We start from the raw sequence: 16277 nt of genomic DNA on the forward strand, positions 1-16277 counted from the left end.
ATGTCACCCGCACCGAGCCCCACCCGCACGAGGCCCGCCGGCGCCTGGAACACGCCCGCACCTCCCGCCTGGCCCAGCTGCGTGCCCTCGACGCGACCGAGCGCAGCTCGGACGATCACCTGCTGTCCACGCAGAAGGCCGCGATGGAGCGGGCGCTGGAAGAGATCGAGGAAGCCTTCACCCGCATCGACGACGGCACCTACGGCATCTGCGTGGGCTGCGCGAAGCCCGTCCCCCCTGAACGACTCGAAATCCTGCCCCACACCAGCCACTGCGTCGCCTGCCGGCGTCGCACCGCCTGACCCCGCCCGTACCGACCTCCTACGCCCTGCCGCAAAGGGGTGACGTGGTGAACCACCAGACCGTCGACGAGAGCACGACGCACCTGTCGGCCGAGGATCTCGCCGCCCTGCGCGAGAACCTCCACGAGCAGCGCCTCTTCCGCCGGGAGCAACTGCGCCTGCTCGCCGCACCGGTCGCCTCCCGGGCCGAGGACCGGCTCCGGCGGCGGGCCGCCGCGCAGATCGAGGTCCGCGTCAAACTCGCCGCCTCCGCCCGCATGGTCCTCACCGACGTCGAAGCGGCCCTGGCCCGCATGGACGAAGGCTCGTACGGTGCCTGCCACCTGTGCCGGTGCGCGATCGAACGGGAACGGCTCATGATCGTGCCGCAGGCCCGCTACTGCGCCCGCTGCCAGCAGGTCAAAGAGGCGCAGCCGTGACCGGCGCCCACGACCTGTCCGGCGACGCGGCCCGTCACCGGCCGTGGCCACTGTGCCGGCGCTGCTGCATCGCCCTGGACATGGGCAGCGCCCGCACCCGCGTCTGGCTCGCCGGCAAGGGCACGGTCGTCGACGTGCCCACGGTCACCTTTGGCGGCGTCGGCGCGATCCACCCCGTCCAGCGCGGCACCATCATCGACACCCCGGGGTGTTCCCGGATGCTGCGGCGCCTGCTCGGCAACCGGCTGCCCCGGTTCACCCGCCCCGTGGTCATCGTGACCACTCCCGTTCTGGACGGCGTCGCCTACCGTGCCCGGGCCCGTGCCGCGATGGAGGTGCTGCGGCCGCGCAGCGTCCTGACCGTCCCCAGTGCCCGCGGCATCGCCCTGGCCGCGGACGCGGACATGTCCCGGCCGCTGGTGGTGGTGGACATCGGCGCACACCTCACCGAGGTGGTGCTGCTGTGCGACGGCGCCGTCACCGACGCGCACCGCACGGCTCTGGGGACCAGCGACCTCGATGAGGCGACCACGCCCGAGCAGATCGTAGAAGCGGTGGTCACGATGCTGACCGCCGTGCGCCGACACGACCGCACCTCGCGCACCGCCGGCGCCCTGCGGCGCGGCATCCTCGTGGCCGGCGGGGGAGCCCTTCGCCCCGAGATCACCTACCCCCTCACCGCTCGTGCGAAGGCACCGCTGCGCATCGTGCCGTCCCGCACACAGCGGCCGTCCGCGGCGCCGCAAGGGTCCTGCAAGCCGCCCGCCCGCCGTCCGGTCCGTGGCGAAGCTGCCCGTGTGCCGGCCAGGTGCCGGTGGTGAAACAGGTGCGGTGAGCGGGGTGTGCCCTGATGGGTCGGACCGGTTCCCTAGGAGCACGTGCGATGCGCGGCGGCATGGCGGAGGAGATCGACCGGTTGCGGGCCGAGCCGGGGGAGGGCGACATCGCGATCGGCGGCGCGACGCTCGCCGCCGAGGCGGCACGGAGCTCAGCGACGCCGCGCGCCGCCGCCGTCAGCGGGGGATGCCCACGGCGTCCAGGTACTGGTGCATGGACTGTGCGGGGAGGCCGGGGTTGCTCAGGGCCCAGGAGGAGAGCTCCGGGTCCTCACAGCACTCCAGGACGAGGCCGACCGGCAGGGCGGGGTGCGCGGCGGCCATGCAACGCACCCGCTTCTCGGGGTCGGCGAGCAGCCGGACCACGACGGCGGCCGGAGCCTGCCCGTCGAGTCCCACCAGCCATCTCCTCTCCGGGTCCGGGTCGTCGGCGAAGCGCCGGCCGGCGCCCGCTCGGGGGAAGTCGGGGTGGCCGAGCAGACCGCCCTTGGTGATGACCCCGCAGTCCAGGTAGGTCTGCAGCACGATCTCACCGTCGACGGTCGGCTGGTTCTCGCACAGCAGGAGCCTCACCGGGTAGTCGTCGTCGTGGGAGAGCAGTTCGACGGCGTCGGCGGGCAGGTGCGGGCTGCACGCGGCGCTGCGGCGCAGCAGGATGTGGGCCGACCGGGCGCATCGGCGCAGCCGGTCCGGGTCGGCGCAGCGGAGCACCCACTCGACAGGAGACAGTCGGTCGTCCGGGCTGATGGTGATGTCGACGGCGGCCCGTTCGGTCTCCGTCAGCTCCGGTCGCACCGACACGGCCAGCCGGACGCTGTGCGCGTCGTCGTCGGCCAGTGTCCGGACGAGGTCGATGGCCACGCCGAGGTTGGACGCCAGCTCGCGCCGGTCCGCCTCGTCGCTGCTTGTCGCCAGCCGCTCGGCGGTCGCCGTGCTCATGGCGCCGTAGCGGATCACCTCCTGCCGGGTGAAGGAATCGAGGTCCGCGTCGAGCAGCAGGTCGGTGCAGCCCGCGTCGTCGCGGCAGGCCTCCAGCTCGGCTGCCCTGCGCACCTTCTCGTCGGCGTCGTGGAGGAGACGGTTCCGGGTGGTGCCGGGCAGCAGGGGCCACTGGCGGCAGGCTGCCTGCCGGAGCTCCGCGTCCTGGTGGTCGGCGAGATCGGCTACCAGGTCCGGAGCCGTGAACCGGCACCTGGCCGCGCTCCGGCGGACCCGTGCTTCGCGGTCGGCGAGCAGGCGCTCCTGGGCGGAAACGGGAAGGGGCTCCACGGGGACCCGGAACCAGTCGGGTCCGTAAGCCAGGGCCTCGCGTACCCGTGCGTCGGGATCGTCGATGAGGCGGGCGCGTTGCTGCGGCGTCACCGACGGGTTCGCGGCGAAGGCCGACCGCAACCTGTGGTCGGGGTGCGTGACTATCCCGTCGACCACCTCATCGGGCAACTCCCGCCACGCCAGCGCGTCCCAGGCCGCGATGGCCTCCTCGTGCAGCAGCCGGGTCAGTACCTCGACCGGTGCCGCCGGGTTGCGCGCGATGGCATCGATCGTCTTGCGGTCAGGACACTCGTCGCCCATGGTTCCCCCCTGTTGGCCGGCGAACGACGCAGGCCCGCAAATTGTGCTCGTGTCGTGAACGCGAGGTCAACGTCCGTGATCACACCCTCCGCGCACCGGTTCCACCCTCGTTCCGCAGTCGGGCTGTCCGGGTGTCCCACAGTGATGTACTCGTCGGTGCCGCCGGCTCTTGGCCTTCGCCCTGCGGTGCCAACGGGCGTCGGCCGCGGGGGATTCGGCCGGGCGCGGGCTGGTTGTTCGTCGCTGTCGCTGTCGCTGTTGCTGTCGGCGTCTCGGTCGCGACCGCGGCCTGACGCCCGACGCCCGCGGAGAAGACGCATACGCCGTTTGACGGATTCGGCGGTGACCATGCCGGGCAATGGGCTAAAGAATGTCATGAGCACGACTGCCCTTTCCCCACAAGGAGGTCGATCATGCACGTCCGCATGCTGACCGGCGGCCTCGCCGCTGCCTGTCTGGTGTCGTTGTCCCTGACGGGTGGCCAGGCGGTGGCCGCCACCCCCCGAGCCGCGGATGCCCCGTCCGCCGCCCGTGTCCTGACCTATGACGCCGGCGGTTCCGCGGAGTTCAGGAGCGCCGTCAACCGGGGCGCGGCGATCTGGAACGAGAGTGTCGACACCGTCGAGCTGCGGCCGGTCGCGGCCGGGCAGCGAGCGAACATCCGGGTCCTCGCGGACAACGGCTGGCCGCGCGCCCTGCCCACCACCCTGGGCAACGGCACCGTGTACATCGGGCGCCAGGCCGTCGACCAGGGCTACGACACGATCCGCATCTCGTCGCACGAACTCGGGCACATCCTGGGTCTGCCGGATCGCAAGCCCGGACCGTGCTCCAGCCTGATGTCCGGGTCCACCGCGGGCACTTCGTGCACCAACCCGTACCCGAACGCGGCGGAGAAGTCGGAGGTCGAGCGGAACTTCGGCGGCGTGCTCGCCGAGCGGGCCCCGGCGGGGCGTGCGGAGGTGATCGTGGACTGACGCGTGCGGCGGCACGCGTGAGAACGGTCCCCACCCTCGCTTGACCGCTCACCGTCGATCAGCAGCGGCAGCAGCGGCAGCAGCCGCTTCGGGCCCCCGCGGAAGAGGTTTCCCCGCTGTCCGGCCGACGGTGAGCCGCGGTGCCTCATTCCTCGCGGGAGCGGAGTCCGGCCTCGCGGTGGAGGGCGCCGCGGCACGCGAGGACGGCGGGATGCCGGCCGCGGCCCTGACGGACGACCCTGAAGACACGGCGGGTGCGCCGGCCCCGCCTCAACTGCCCGCTGCCCGGGCCATGATGCTCCTCCTCCATGCCATCCTCCTCCTCGTCTGGCTGGGCGGCTGCGGGCTCCTCCTGTCCAAGGCCGGGCCGGTCCTCCACGAGCTGCGCCCCCACCAGGGGCTCGGGCCGACCACGGGCGTGGTGCTGCGGCTTCGGCCTCGCCGCTGCCGTCCTGCCCGCTGACGCGGCGGCCGTACGAGACCGGTGACATTGCCGGTCCCCGCATGGTGTCCGGTCACCGACTCACCTTCCCGCAGGCCTGGGCCGCCTCCCTGCTCGACCGCGACGCGGTCCAGGTCCTGGGCACCACCTACGACATCGACATGATCGCCGCGGTCGACTTCCTCACCCGCACCAAGGGACTCGACAAGGGCGACACGATCGGCCACGTCTACTTCGAGGGCGACTACGGCGCCAACGCGCGTGTGGCAGGATGCGCGGGGAGAAGGTGCCCTCCGGGCCGTCGGCGCGGCCGACCGACCACTGTTGGAGGACCCCCGTGACCGATGTCGCGCCCGCGTCGCTGCCCGCCCCGCCCTACTACGCCGTGGTGTTCACCGCCGTGCGGACCGCAGGCGACAACGGCTACGCGGAGACGGGCGAGCGGATGATGAAACTGGCTGCCGACCAGCCGGGATTCCTCGGCGTCGACTCCGCCCGCGGGGCGAACGGCCTGGGGATCACGGTGTCGTACTGGAGGGACGAGGAATCGATCGCAGCCTGGCGGAGTCACGCGGAGCACATCCTGGCCCGTGCGCGTGGACGCGAGCACTGGTACACCTCGTTCGCGCTCCACGTCGCCAAGGTCGAGCGCGCCTACGGGTTCACCCGCCCGGCAGAGCTGTAGCTCCACCGCCCGGACGCAGCGGCGTTACCGGTCCCGGGCGACGGCGGGATGCATGCTGGTAGCCGCGACCGGCGTACGCACGACGCGGGTGCCGCGCGACCGAGCGGGGGCGCGTGACCCGCGTCCTGGGACAGGTGAGGGGCATCAGGTGGTGGACGACCGGCGAGCGGATGTGCCGCCCGGCACGGAGGCCGGTGTACTGGCGGACCGTCTCAAGGAGCGGATCTACGCGACCATCACGATGATCGCCGTCGTGGTCGGACTGTCCCTCGGTGACGTGGGCTCCCTCGGCGCCGTCGCCACGGTACTGACGACCGCACTGGGCCTGTGGCTCGCGGCGTTCGTAGCCGACCAGCAGGCGCACCGTACGGTCCACCGCCACCTCGCCACCGGCCGCGAGCTGCGCCGCATGCTGTACGTCAGCAGCCCACTGCTGTCCTGCGCCGTGGGCCCGGCCGTACTGATCGCTCTGGCCGCGCTGGACGTCCTGTCCCTGAACACAGCGCTGCTGACGGCGGCGGGGGTGGGTGTCCTCTCCCTCTTCCTGTGGGGCTGTCTGGGCGGGCTGCGGATGGGAGGCGGCGTTCTGGCGGCGGTTGTGGCGGGCCTCGCGGACGCGGTGATCGGTGTGGCGGTCGCCCTGGTGAAGGCGGCGGCCGGGCACTGATCCGGCGCGGGCCGGCGCGGTGACGAGCCGACGGCAGCCGCAGCCGGTGACCAACCAGCCGCTGCCTACGCCCCGTTGCGACTCGCCACCGGGCGCTGCCACCATGCCGCCGTCGCGTCGCGCAGGGTGTTGGTGCCGCAGTGCACCTCGCCCATACCGAGGTGGTACGTGTACCAGTCGTCGATGTACGAGACCTTCAGGCCGGCGCGCTGGTAGGCGGCGGTGACGGCTTCCGTGAAGATGTCCTGGCCGCGGATGACGGGTCCCCACTGGCGGGGCGCGAGGTAGCGGTCGCGCGCCAGGAGCACGCCGTTGACCGCACCGGGAACGTATGCGCTGGTCCTCACCGTCGGCGGAGCCGCCGCCCGCCGGGCGGGGTTCTCGGCGAGCCATTTCTGCTGGCCCTGCTCCCGGAGGCTGTCCACGAGGTCGGAACCGGCGCCCATGCGCGTCAGACGCGGCACGGGAACCTCCTGTCCGTCGGCGGCCAGAGCCTCCGAGTCACGGGTGTACAGCGCGGGTACCCGTACGATCTCCTCGTCGGTGACCCCTGTCTCGCGCTTGAGGATCTCCAGGTTGGCCGCGATGCGCCGCGCCGCCATCTCGTTGTCCGCCACCAGGTGACGGGAGGCGAGCGCCTGGTCGATGGTTTCCTTGGGCGCCGGAGTATCACTGCGGCCCGGGACGGAGAACATCTTCGTCGTGCCGTGGCCGTCGCGCTGGGCGTCGCGCAGCAGTTGCAGCCCCGACCGCGGGTCGGCGATGCCGATGCGCCAGCCGCGCGGAGTGTCGGCGGGCAGGAACTGCACGAACTCGTCGACGTGCCCCACGCCCAGCCAGGAGGTGTCCAGCAGCAGCGGGTTCTGCAACCCCTGCGCCGTGAGCATCGTCCGCATCACCTTCGACGGGCGCGCCCCGCTGTCCTTGCGCTCACCCATGATGATCCGCCCGGCCGGGAAAGAGCGTCCGCCGTGTGCGTAGGGCGGAATGGTCTCCAGGTTCCCCATGGAATTCAGCGACCAGTCGTCGGGCTCCGCCCCGTCGGCCACCTCCACGACACCGATGTCCCGGCCGCGCATCCTCTCGAACAACTCCCGGCCAGCATCACGGTTCGGCTGGGCGGAACGCAGCATCACGCGCATCACCTGCCGCTGACCACCCGGCCCGGTCATGCTGACGTAGGCCGGTTCGACGAAGTCCTGGGCCCAGCGGTCGGCGTACATCTCGAAGGTGATGAGGGGCGTCGTGTCCCCGGCCTTCTTGACCTCCTTCTCGAACGCGCCGACGAACTCGCGCTGCAGACGGCTGTCCGGGCCGTCGCCCTGGACCTTGGACACCATCACCTGTTGGGTTTCCTGAAGGTGATGCTGCGTCAGCAGCGGCGCGACGCGCAGGGCCACGGCGTCGGAGGCGGACTTCCGTCCGGACGTCACCGTCAGCCGGACCACCGCACGGCCGTCCCACTTCGCGGTGTCGCGGACGACGTCGGTGGCCTCGACACCGAACTCCGCGCCGGCGCGCAACTCGGCGGCCGTCAGCCGGGTCCCGGACGTCACCGGGATCCACTTGCCGGCACGCTTCAGGAAGAGGTGCGCGTGCTTGCCTCCCGTGGCGATCTTCAGACTGCCTGTGGCGGCCGCGGCAAGGCCGGGCAGGGGCACGGAACGGACCCGGGCGAGGTCGGCCGCGTCCGCGGTGCCGTTGACCTTCGTGTCGGAGCCGTCGTTGCACGCGGCCAGTTCGGCGTCGGACAGCGGCTCGCCATCGGGCGCGGTCGCCGGGCACCGCTTGGAGTCGTCATCGATGTTGGGCAGGAACACGGCTCCGCGGTCGACGGACCAGCTGTCCTCACCCTTGTTGTCGCTGCCCGCGGTGACGTCGACCCGCCCGTCGCGGTTCACATCCGCCCGCAGATCGGCCCGTACGCCCGTCTCGGCGGCGACGGCGGAGCCGGCCGGCCCCGCGAGCACGGATCCGGCGGCAGCCATGGCCAGGACCACCGACCCGGCCGGGTACAGGCGTGAGCTTATACGTCTGGGTGAACGCACGGCACGTTCCTCTCGGTTGGGGGCTTCCGCCCTGCAAGAGGTGGAACAGTGCTGGTGCGTTCACTGTGCGTCGAGAGTCGCCTCGTCGGCGGTTCAGGCGATGGACGCCGAAATGACCGCGGACACAGCGAGGTTGCACGAGGCCGTCACCCAGACCGCGGGATGAGGCTCCGTCTCGACCAGCGTCGCACCCAGGCGGCCCGGTGTGACCAGGTCCACGAGCAGGAACGCCAGCGCCATCATCACCAGTCCCAGCAGCCCGAACGCCGCGGTCGAGACCAGCCCTTTGCCGAAGTCCTCGTACGTCGTCCAGATCGACGTGAACACGATGCCGCCGATGCCGAGCAGCGCTGAGCTGAGGACGGTGGCCGCGTTGCGGTTGCGCTGTTCCCAGATCTGCCGCCCGAGCTTTCCAGGCGTCAGCACGTCGACCAGGACGATGCCGAGGAGCAACAGGACCAGTCCCAGACCGCCGTACGCGGTGGCCCGCCCGAGTCCGTTGACGATGTCGCTCATGGGGTTGCCAACTCCGAAGCGTAGAGATCAAGGAGAGGGAAAATGTAGCGCACACGTGCAGTCCGCTGATCGGCGCCCGGTCATCCATGACGCCGGCCTGTTCCCGCATCTGGACGACGCGGGAAGGGCATGCGCGATCATCATCCGATGGAGACTCGGTTCCTTGGCATTCCGGAGCTCGCCGAAGCCCCGTCCGTGGCCGTGGTGGTCGACGTCATGCGTGCCTTCACGGTGGCCGCCTGGGCCTTCGACCGAGGGGCGGAGAAGATCGTGCTCGCGCAGTCGCTGGACGACGCCCTGGCGCTCAAGGCCCGCCACCCCGACTGGGTGACGCTCAAGGACGGCCCGCCCGCGCCCGGGTTCGACGCCGTCAACTCACCGGGACTGCTCCGCTCCGCCGACCTCGCCGGGCGGACCGTCGTGCAGAAGACCACGGCAGGGACGGTCGGCGCCCTCGCGGTCAGGGAGGCGTCGCTGGTGCTGTGCGCCGGCTTCGTGGTGGCGGAGGCAACGGCCCGGGTCCTGCGGACACGCGAGTGCGACCGCGTCACGTTCGTGGTCACCGGCGAGGACGGGCAGGCCGACGAGGACCTGGCGTGCGCCCAGTACATCGCCATGAGGGCCACCGAGGCCGGAACGGAGGCAGCCGGCTTCCTCCGGCGTGCCGGTGAGTCGCGTGCCGCCGCCGAGTTGGGGGAGGGCGTGCGTCAGGGCGTCCACCCCGATGACGTCGCGCTCTGTCTCGAGCTCGACCGGTTCCCCTTCGCCATGGTGGCGACCTCGGAACACTCCCTCATGGTCCTCCGCCCCTCGATGCGCAGCGCCGAGCCGGGACGGTGACGCGCCGGCTCTCGGGGCCGAGGCGGGGCCCCTGGCACGCTCGGTCGTCAGGCACCGTAGGGTCCGCGGTGGCGGCGAGACGATCCGGCGCCGGCAGAGGGGGACGAAGGAGCCCCACGCGATGGGAAGGGAATCGACAAGCCATGCACGTCATCGTGGCCCGGCGCCCGGGGGAGGCGTTCCGGTGAGCGGAGCCGAGGAACCCGAACCGGTCCTCCTCCACACCAGCGGGCGTGCCGCCCACATCACACTCAACCGGCCTCGGGCCCTCAATGCCCTGACGCACACCATGGTCCGCCGCATCGACGAGGCCCTCACCGAGTGGGAGCGGGACCCTGCCGTGGAGACCGTCGTCATCACCGGCGCGGGGGAGCGCGGCCTCTGTGCCGGCGGTGACATCCGGGCCATCCACGACGACGCCCGCGACGGCGACGGCTCGGCCTCCGCCGCGTTCTGGCGCGACGAATACCGCCTCAACGCCCGCATCGCCCGCTACACCAAGCCGTACGTCGCCGTGATGGACGGCATCGTGATGGGAGGCGGCGTCGGTGTCTCGGCGCACGGCAGCGTCCGTGTCGTCACCGAGCGGTCCCGGGTCGCCATGCCGGAGACCGGCATCGGCTTCGTGCCGGACGTGGGCGGCACCCATCTGCTCGCCCTGGCCCCCGGGGAGTCGGGTACGCATCTCGCCCTGACGGGCGCTCAGATCGGGGCCGCCGATGCGCTGTGGTGCGGACTCGCGGACCACTACGTGCCGACGGCCACAATGCCGGAGTTCCTCGACGCCCTGGCTGAGCAGCCCGTGGAGGACGCCTTGGACGGCCATGTGCGGACGCCCCCGCCGGACGTCCTGGCCGCCCGGCGCGACTGGATCGACACCTGCTACGCCGCCGACACCGTCGAGGACATCGTGCGTCGGCTGATCGCGCACGGCGACCCCGCCGCCGAAGAGGCCGCGGAGACCCTGCTCGTCAGGTCGCCGACCGCCCTCAAGGTCACCCTCGCCTCCCTTCGCCGCGCACGGAAGCTCGGCCCGCTGGAGCTGGTCCTGAACCAGGAGTACCGCGTCTCCTGCGCCGCCCTGGACATGCCCGACCTGGTGGAGGGGATCCGCGCCCAGGTCGTCGACAAGGACCGCCGGCCGCGCTGGTCCCCGAAGACCCTGGCCGAGGTCACCGACACCGATGTCGAGCGCTTCTTCACCCCGCTCGGCGAGCGCGAACTCGGTCTGTCACCCCTGATGCACTGACGCTCGGTCTGTCACCGCTGACGCGTTGCCGAAGGCCGACTGCGTTGCCGAAGGGGATGCCGGGGCGGCGAGGCCTCCGGCACCCCATCGCCTTCACGGCATGTCAGAGCATGAGCAGCAGCCGTGTGTTGGACACGAGCTTCCGGTTGACGCTGGTGCTCTGCACGAAGATGGTGAAGTGGTCATTGTGGTCCGGCTTGACCCGGGCTTCCGCGTCGGGCAGTCCGAGCAGGGTTCGCGCCTCGGGTCCCGTGAACACGCGGTCCGTCTTCTTCTCCAGCACCGCGATCTGCTTCTGCGCCTGGATCTTCTCCGACTTGCTCAGCTGGTAGAACGCCGCACCGGTCCGGTAGGTGTGCCCGCATTCGACGACCCATTCCTTGATGGCCGCGTTGCGAGCCACCGGTATCAGCTGGTACTTCGACGGATCGACCGGCGTGAGGCCGGCCGCCTTGATGGTGTCCTGGTTGACGGCTTCCGCGCCGGTGGAGAACACCGCGCGCGATCCCCGGATGCCCTGGGTGCGGCCCATCAGGAAGTTCTCGGTGGCCTGCCGGATGACCTGCCCGGCCTCCTCCAGGCCCTGCGTGCTCGTGGCGTCCCAGATCGCGATGTTGTCTCTGGGGAATCCGCACTGCATGGCCTCGCGCTTGCCCATCTGGTCGGGCACCAGGACGGCCAGCGTCCAGTTGTCCTGCTGTGTCTCGATCATCCGGGCCACGGCCTGGACCAGTTCGCGGGGATCCCTGGCGGGGGAGTCCGGGCAGCGGTGACTCGCATTCTCCTGTCCGTCGGTCAGCACGAACGTCAGGAAGCTGTGGTCGCCGTACAGTTGGGCCGTCTGGGCCAGCTCGTGCTGCGACTTCAGTGCGGCCGCCAGGAGGGCCGTCATCCCACCGGTCCGGTACAGCTGCTTCAGCGACGGCATGCGCAGCACGTCCTTGTCGTAGATGACGCAACTCACCTTGTCGGCGAAGACGTACACCGTGACACGGGTTTCCTGGTCGAGTTCCTTCGACCGGCGGGCAAGGTACGCGATCTGCTGATCGGCGACTTCGACGACCTTGTGGCTCAGGTGCGACATGGACGAGCTGGCATCGAGCACTAGAGCAACGTGATTGATGTAGTTCTGGCTTCCGGACATCACAACTCCCCCTCGTTCCGGTGTTCCGGTTTGATGCTTCTACCTTCTCACCCACCACTGACAGTCGATCTTGGTTCGCGGTGCCCGGGCGGTCAGCCGGTCCGCCCCGTGCGGGGTTGCTCCTCGCCCACGGGCCCCCGCGCCGATGCGGTGGGATCGCCGGGTGGGGAGAACACCGGCGTCACGACAGCAGCATGCGCGTCCACGCGAAGGCCAGGAGGACGCAGGCGAGCGTGAACAGGCCCTGCACGACGGCGGTGACGGGCATCCTCAGACGGGCGTGCACGAAGGCGCCGGCTGCCGCCAGGACCGGACCACCCCAGACGATGAGCCAGGTGACAGGCGGGGTGTCGCGGGTGTGCGGGGCCGACGAGGAGCGCGGCGACTGCGCGGTTCCCATGCCGACCGCGACGAGCAGCAGCCCGGCGACGACGACGATGACGGCGTCCGCGACCAGGAGCAGCAGGGCGACGGCGATGTCGGTCAGCCGGGAGGGGCGTTCGCGCCGGGTCGGCGTCGAGGAGTCCTGGTCATCCGTGGACGGTGAGGCCATGACCCGACTGCACCACGGAATGGCGTGTTCAGGACCCTCCCGGACCGTGGAGGAACCCGAATGTGACCATCGGCCACCCGGCCGACCGGGATCGCCCCGCCTCGTCGGCCGCCCAGCAGGTGGGCACGCGCACGGAACTACAGCCGGATGACGATCAGGGCGATGTCGTCAGGGCCGCCCTCGGTGACGTCGAGGTCTGCCAGCAGCGCATCGGCCAGCGGCCCGGGTAGGAGCGTGCGTCCCGCGCTCAGTGCCGTCGTCAGGCGGGCCAGGCCGGCGTCGATGTCCTCGGTGCGGCGTTCGATGAGCCCGTCGGTGTAGAGCACGAGGGTGTCGCCCGGCGTGTAGGTGAGGCCGGCCTGGGGGCGGGGGACATGGTGCTCGCGTGCGCCGAGTGGCGGGTCGGTGGCCTTGTCCAGCAGCTCGAAGGTCCCGTCCCGGTGGAGCAGAACGGGCGGAGGGTGCCCGGCGTTGCTGTAGATGATCAGTCTGCTTCGGGTGTCGATGAGCACCTTGACCGCCGTGGCCGCCATCGCGCCGTCCATGGACCGGGCGTACAGGCCGAGGACCTCCAGCGCTTGCGCGGGGCTGGGAATGGCGCGGATGACGGCGCTCAGGGCACTGCGCAGCATGCCCATGACCGCCGCTGCGTGCAGGCCGTGGCCGACGACGTCTCCGACGGCTGCGGCATAGCGGTCGGGCGGCAGGTCGACGACGTCGTACCAGTCGCCGCAGACGTTCAATGAGGTGGTCGCCGGCAGGTAACGCATGGCGATGTTGTCGTGGCGGTTCAGATCGGGTGCGGAGAGCATGGCCTCCTGCAGCGCGACCGCGACCTGCCGTTCACGGGTGTGCGCCTGGAGCAGTTCCCGGTTCAGCCGGTGCAGTTCGTCGGTGCGCGCGTACAGCTCGGCGGCCAGGCCCTTCTCATGCGGGGTGAATTCCGCGCCGAGCTGCCCGGCCCGGCCCGAGTGGAAGAAGGCGGTGACGTCCTCGGCCCGCTGGACGATCCACTTCACCCTGCCGTCCGGCCCGGGAAGCGGAGTGTGGATCTTCGACCACCATCGTTCCTCGAATCCGGCCGCCCGGCCGGCGGCGGGGATGTCGTAGCGCTGGAGCACCAGGACGTCCGGTTCCCCGGTGTCCATGGCGCGGCACAGTGACGCCTTCACGTCCTGCTGCGGGTCGCCGGGGAAGCCAGGGCGCGGCGGCATGGCGTCGAAGAAGTACTTCCCGAGCAGTTCGCCGCTCGTCCGGCCGGTCGTCTGCAGGTAGGCCCGGTTGACGTAGCGGATCACCAGGTCCGTGTCCAGAACCAGATACGGGCTCGGTGTGATGTCGAAGAAGGCCGTGAAGTCGATGTCCACCGTCACCACGCGCTCGCGGGCGCGTCTTCCCATTGCAGTCTACGGGTGATCCCCTTCACCGCCTTCTGCCGTTCCGGGGCCCTCGCCCCGGTGACGAACCACTGCGACCGGGCACTGCGCGTGATGCAGGACGGCCTGGCTGACCGAGCCCAGCAGCAGGCCCCTGAAGCCGCCCCGCCCCCGCGCTCCGACGACGAGCAGCTGCGCGTCCGCGCTCGCGTCGATGAGAGTATGCCGCACCCGGCCGACCACCGGTCTGCGCACCACCGTCACGTCCGGGTGCCTCTCCTCCCGGCCGGCCAGCGCCGTGTCCAGGACGCGCCCGGCGTGCTCCCGCAGGTGCGTCTCGTCATAGGTGACGAAGGGGGGATCGGCCGGACCGTCGTAGACATCCGGACTCCCTGGCCGGCACACGTGCAGCGCCGTGAGGTCCGCGCCGCGCAGGGACGCCTCGGTGAAGGCGAAACGTACGGCTTCCTCGGAGGCGGACGAGTCGTCGACCGCCAGCAGGACGGGACCCGCGGGGCGCGGGCGTCCCCGTACCACCAGCACGGGACAGCGGCCGTGTGCGGCGAGGTGCCCGGACGTGGAGCCCAGCAGCAGGCTGCTGAAGGCGCCCAGACCGCGGCTGCCGACCACCACGAGCGAGGCCGAACGCGAGGCGATCTCGAGCACCGTCAGTGGCTCTCCCACGGTGACGTCACGGGTGATGTCCACCTCGGGTGCCACGCCGCGGGCCCGCCGCTCGGCCGCCGCCAGTGTGCCGTCGAGCAGCTCGCGCACCCCTGTCCCGGCGGGGTTCCACGGTGGTCCCCCGGCCGGGAGGTGTGAGGACGAGCGTCCGAAGGCGTGCACCAGCCGCAGCTGCGCCCCACGGACGGCGGCCTCATGGCTCGCCGCCTCGACCGCGTGCAGGCTCGACGGTGAACCGTCGACTCCCGCCACCACCGGCTTCGTCATGACGGCACTCCTTCCTCGCGGAGGGGCTCCGGGCCGTTGCCCGCGCGGGCGGCCGGCGGGGATGCCGCCCGGAGGAGCGCGCCCGGTGTCATGACGGCCCCGGTGCCGTCATCCAGCGCCACTGGGTGAACTGTTCCAGGCTGGCCGTGCCGCCGATGCGGGCGCCGTTGCCGGAGACGCCCATGCCTCCGAAGGGGGCGTTCGCCGCGTCCTTGGCGGAGACGTCGTTGATGTGGACCATGCCGGTGCGCAGCTGCTCGGCGACAGCCCTCGCCCTCGGTACGGAGCCGGAGTGCACGGCGGCCGCCAGACCGTACGGGGTGTCGTTGGCGATCTCGACGGCCTCCGCCTCGCTGCGGAAGGGCACGACGGGGGCGACGGGACCGAAGATCTCCTCCGTGTACGCGGGCATGGCCCGGTCGACGTGGTCCAGGACGGTGGGCGGGTAGAAGAACCCATCGCGTCGGCCGCCCGTGAGGACCCGCGCCCCGGCGGCGACGCTCTCGTCGACGATGCGCTCGATCCGGGCGGCCTGCCCCACGCTGATGACCGGGCCGACGCCGACGCCCTCCGCGCGGGGGTCGCCGACACGTATGGCCCGCGCGTGCCGGACCAGAGCGTCGGTGTACGCCTCGACCAGGTCGGTGTGGACCAGATGGCGGCCGGCGGCTACGCACGCCTGCCCCTGGTACCCGAAGGTGCTCACCGCTCCGGCCAGGGCGGCCGCCTCCACATCCGCGTCCTCGAGCACCACGAGCGCGTTCTTGCCGCCGAGCTCGAGCAGGACCCGTTTCAGCCCTTCACCCGCCACACGGGCCACCGCGCGCCCGGCCGCCGTGGAACCGGTGAACACGACCATGGCGACATGGGGGTCCGCCGCGATCGCCTGCCCGGTCTCAGCGCCGCCCGGCAGGACGTGCAGCACCCCGTCGGGCAGGCCGGCGTCCTCGAAGAGCCGGGCGATGAGGACGCCCCCGGACACCGGCGTGAGCGGGTCGGGTTTGAGCAGCACGGTGTTGCCCAGCGCGAGCGCGGGCGCCAGCGCGCGCATCGCGAACAGGAGCGGAGCGTTCCAGGGATTGATGACACCGACGACACCCAGCGGCACCCGCCACGCCAGGCTCGTGCCACCGGGGGCCTGCGGCGCCAGAACCTCACCCCGGGGCAGCGAGGCGAGTCCGGCGGCGTGCGTCAGCTGGGCGAGGGCGGCGGCGATCTCGTAGTCGCCCTTGGCGGGGACGCCGGCCGATTCCCGGACGATCCACTCGCGGAAGGCGTCGCTGTGTTCCCGCACGGCGCCGGACGCCCTGAGCAGCAGCTCGACACGATCAGAAGGAGCAGTCGCGGCCCACTCCCCGGCGGCCCCGGCGGCCCGTGCGCCGGCCCGGGCGACGTCCGCGGGCGACGCGATGCCGACGTCGGCCAGCGTCTCCCCGGTGGCCGGTTCGATCACCTGACGGGTACCGCCCTCGGATTCTCGCCAGCCCGAGCTGTAGATCTTTCCGGTCCACTCGGCCCGGTCCGGCCACCTCTCGCCGATGACAGCCATGGATGCCACCCTCCGTCCGGGACCGGTGCCGCCGCCCTGCCGTGAGGGCCGCCGCGCTGCCCCGAGGACCACGTCCTGCTGAGGACCTGTTCGCGCACATCTGTCACGCTTGATGTCTAGTGTCGTAAAAAGTGAAGGTGCGGCGCACCTC

At 71.5% G+C, this 16277-nt stretch carries 16 protein-coding genes and 3 pseudogenes; 11 read left to right on the top strand and 8 right to left on the bottom strand.

What is annotated here, in order from left to right:
• The 4 genes and pseudogenes from C1J00_RS04725 to C1J00_RS48165 form a co-directional block, all read left to right on the top strand.
• Window positions 1-302: TraR/DksA C4-type zinc finger protein (locus C1J00_RS04725; protein ID WP_102907762.1), on the top strand; the 302-nt coding region annotated here is incomplete at its 5' end.
• A gap of 44 nt (window positions 303-346) precedes the next feature.
• Window positions 347-721 (top strand): TraR/DksA family transcriptional regulator, encoded by a 375-nt coding sequence (locus C1J00_RS04730; RefSeq protein WP_102907763.1) that lies wholly within the window; start codon window positions 347-349, stop codon window positions 719-721.
• A gap of 80 nt (window positions 722-801) precedes the next feature.
• Window positions 802-1556 (top strand): annotated as a pseudogene (locus C1J00_RS04735) (rod shape-determining protein).
• 39 nt (window positions 1557-1595) lie between these two features.
• Window positions 1596-1760 (top strand): annotated as a pseudogene (locus C1J00_RS48165) (dihydrofolate reductase family protein); the annotation flags it as partial.
• Here C1J00_RS48165 and C1J00_RS04745 read toward each other — a convergent pair.
• Window positions 1735-3129 (bottom strand): hypothetical protein, encoded by a 1395-nt coding sequence (locus C1J00_RS04745; protein WP_245936198.1) that lies wholly within the window; start codon window positions 3127-3129, stop codon window positions 1735-1737. The pseudogene C1J00_RS48165 and the gene C1J00_RS04745 overlap by 26 nt on opposite strands.
• 413 nt (window positions 3130-3542) lie before the next feature.
• Here C1J00_RS04745 and C1J00_RS04750 point away from each other — a divergent pair, with 413 nt between their 5' ends.
• The 5 genes and pseudogenes from C1J00_RS04750 to C1J00_RS04770 all read left to right on the top strand — a co-directional run bounded on the left by C1J00_RS04750 (window position 3543) and on the right by C1J00_RS04770 (window position 5900).
• The gene (locus C1J00_RS04750) at window positions 3543-4106 is read left to right on the top strand and encodes a snapalysin family zinc-dependent metalloprotease (RefSeq protein ID WP_102907764.1); all 564 of its coding nucleotides are present in this window, start codon (window positions 3543-3545) and stop codon (window positions 4104-4106) included.
• Between the two features lie 130 nt (window positions 4107-4236).
• Complete coding sequence (locus C1J00_RS45035; protein WP_180989405.1) at window positions 4237-4569, top strand: hypothetical protein; 333 nt, start codon at window positions 4237-4239, stop codon at window positions 4567-4569.
• A gap of 59 nt (window positions 4570-4628) precedes the next feature.
• Window positions 4629-4808, top strand: a pseudogene (locus C1J00_RS04760) (ABC transporter substrate-binding protein); the annotation flags it as partial.
• A 77-nt stretch (window positions 4809-4885) separates the two neighbouring features.
• Window positions 4886-5233, top strand: coding sequence for an antibiotic biosynthesis monooxygenase family protein (locus tag C1J00_RS04765; protein WP_102907765.1), 348 nt, complete (start codon window positions 4886-4888; stop codon window positions 5231-5233).
• Window positions 5234-5384: 151 nt separating this feature from the next.
• Window positions 5385-5900 carry a hypothetical protein gene (locus C1J00_RS04770; protein WP_439333384.1) on the top strand — a complete coding sequence of 172 codons (516 nt, stop codon included), beginning with the start codon at window positions 5385-5387 and terminating at the stop codon, window positions 5898-5900.
• 65 nt (window positions 5901-5965) lie between these two features.
• On the opposite strand, the gene C1J00_RS04775 is transcribed toward C1J00_RS04770, so the two are convergent.
• Complete coding sequence (locus C1J00_RS04775) at window positions 5966-7888, bottom strand: protein-arginine deiminase domain-containing protein (protein WP_102907794.1); 1923 nt, start codon at window positions 7886-7888, stop codon at window positions 5966-5968.
• 153 nt (window positions 7889-8041) lie between these two features.
• Complete coding sequence (locus C1J00_RS04780) at window positions 8042-8464, bottom strand: DUF350 domain-containing protein (protein WP_102907767.1); 423 nt, start codon at window positions 8462-8464, stop codon at window positions 8042-8044.
• A 147-nt stretch (window positions 8465-8611) separates the two neighbouring features.
• On the opposite strand from C1J00_RS04780, the gene C1J00_RS04785 reads away from it, so the two are divergent.
• Together C1J00_RS04785 and C1J00_RS04790 are read left to right on the top strand one after the other, a co-directional pair.
• Window positions 8612-9304 carry a 2-phosphosulfolactate phosphatase gene (locus C1J00_RS04785; protein WP_102907795.1) on the top strand — a complete coding sequence of 231 codons (693 nt, stop codon included), beginning with the start codon at window positions 8612-8614 and terminating at the stop codon, window positions 9302-9304.
• A 184-nt stretch (window positions 9305-9488) separates the two neighbouring features.
• The gene (locus C1J00_RS04790; protein ID WP_245936199.1) at window positions 9489-10553 is read left to right on the top strand and encodes an enoyl-CoA hydratase/isomerase family protein; all 1065 of its coding nucleotides are present in this window, start codon (window positions 9489-9491) and stop codon (window positions 10551-10553) included.
• 103 nt (window positions 10554-10656) lie between these two features.
• On the opposite strand, the gene C1J00_RS04795 is transcribed toward C1J00_RS04790, so the two are convergent.
• The 5 genes from C1J00_RS04795 to C1J00_RS04815 all read right to left on the bottom strand — a co-directional run bounded on the left by C1J00_RS04795 (window position 10657) and on the right by C1J00_RS04815 (window position 16126).
• On the bottom strand, window positions 10657-11697 hold the full coding sequence (locus tag C1J00_RS04795; protein ID WP_102907769.1) for a vWA domain-containing protein: 1041 nt from the start codon (window positions 11695-11697) through the stop codon (window positions 10657-10659).
• A gap of 181 nt (window positions 11698-11878) precedes the next feature.
• The gene (locus C1J00_RS04800; RefSeq protein ID WP_102907770.1) at window positions 11879-12250 is read right to left on the bottom strand and encodes a DUF6234 family protein; all 372 of its coding nucleotides are present in this window, start codon (window positions 12248-12250) and stop codon (window positions 11879-11881) included.
• A 137-nt stretch (window positions 12251-12387) separates the two neighbouring features.
• The gene (locus C1J00_RS04805) at window positions 12388-13650 is read right to left on the bottom strand and encodes a SpoIIE family protein phosphatase (protein ID WP_102907771.1); all 1263 of its coding nucleotides are present in this window, start codon (window positions 13648-13650) and stop codon (window positions 12388-12390) included.
• Between the two features lie 6 nt (window positions 13651-13656).
• The gene (locus C1J00_RS04810; protein ID WP_102907772.1) at window positions 13657-14577 is read right to left on the bottom strand and encodes a universal stress protein; all 921 of its coding nucleotides are present in this window, start codon (window positions 14575-14577) and stop codon (window positions 13657-13659) included.
• An 88-nt stretch (window positions 14578-14665) separates the two neighbouring features.
• Window positions 14666-16126, bottom strand: coding sequence for an aldehyde dehydrogenase family protein (locus C1J00_RS04815; RefSeq protein WP_102907773.1), 1461 nt, complete (start codon window positions 16124-16126; stop codon window positions 14666-14668).
• Window positions 16127-16277 lie beyond the last annotated feature (151 nt).

It is taken from the genome of Streptomyces cahuitamycinicus (assembly GCF_002891435.1).
Classification (GTDB): domain Bacteria; phylum Actinomycetota; class Actinomycetes; order Streptomycetales; family Streptomycetaceae; genus Streptomyces; species Streptomyces cahuitamycinicus.

What these genes read in the sequence shown, in the direction of transcription:
- C1J00_RS04745 (WP_245936198.1), bottom strand. Translation starts at nt 3,129, where the DNA reads ATGGGCGACGAGTGTCCTGACCGCAAGACGATCGATGCCATCGCGCGC.
- C1J00_RS04805 (WP_102907771.1), bottom strand. Translation starts at nt 13,650, where the DNA reads ATGGGAAGACGCGCCCGCGAGCGCGTGGTGACGGTGGACATCGACTTC.
- C1J00_RS04780 (WP_102907767.1), bottom strand. Translation starts at nt 8,464, where the DNA reads ATGAGCGACATCGTCAACGGACTCGGGCGGGCCACCGCGTACGGCGGT.
- C1J00_RS04810 (WP_102907772.1), bottom strand. Translation starts at nt 14,577, where the DNA reads ATGACGAAGCCGGTGGTGGCGGGAGTCGACGGTTCACCGTCGAGCCTG.
- C1J00_RS04795 (WP_102907769.1), bottom strand. Translation starts at nt 11,697, where the DNA reads ATGTCCGGAAGCCAGAACTACATCAATCACGTTGCTCTAGTGCTCGAT.
- C1J00_RS04775 (WP_102907794.1), bottom strand. Translation starts at nt 7,888, where the DNA reads ATGGCTGCCGCCGGATCCGTGCTCGCGGGGCCGGCCGGCTCCGCCGTC.
- C1J00_RS04785 (WP_102907795.1), top strand. Translation starts at nt 8,612, where the DNA reads ATGGAGACTCGGTTCCTTGGCATTCCGGAGCTCGCCGAAGCCCCGTCC.
- C1J00_RS04815 (WP_102907773.1), bottom strand. Translation starts at nt 16,126, where the DNA reads ATGGCTGTCATCGGCGAGAGGTGGCCGGACCGGGCCGAGTGGACCGGA.
- C1J00_RS04800 (WP_102907770.1), bottom strand. Translation starts at nt 12,250, where the DNA reads ATGGCCTCACCGTCCACGGATGACCAGGACTCCTCGACGCCGACCCGG.
- C1J00_RS04750 (WP_102907764.1), top strand. Translation starts at nt 3,543, where the DNA reads ATGCACGTCCGCATGCTGACCGGCGGCCTCGCCGCTGCCTGTCTGGTG.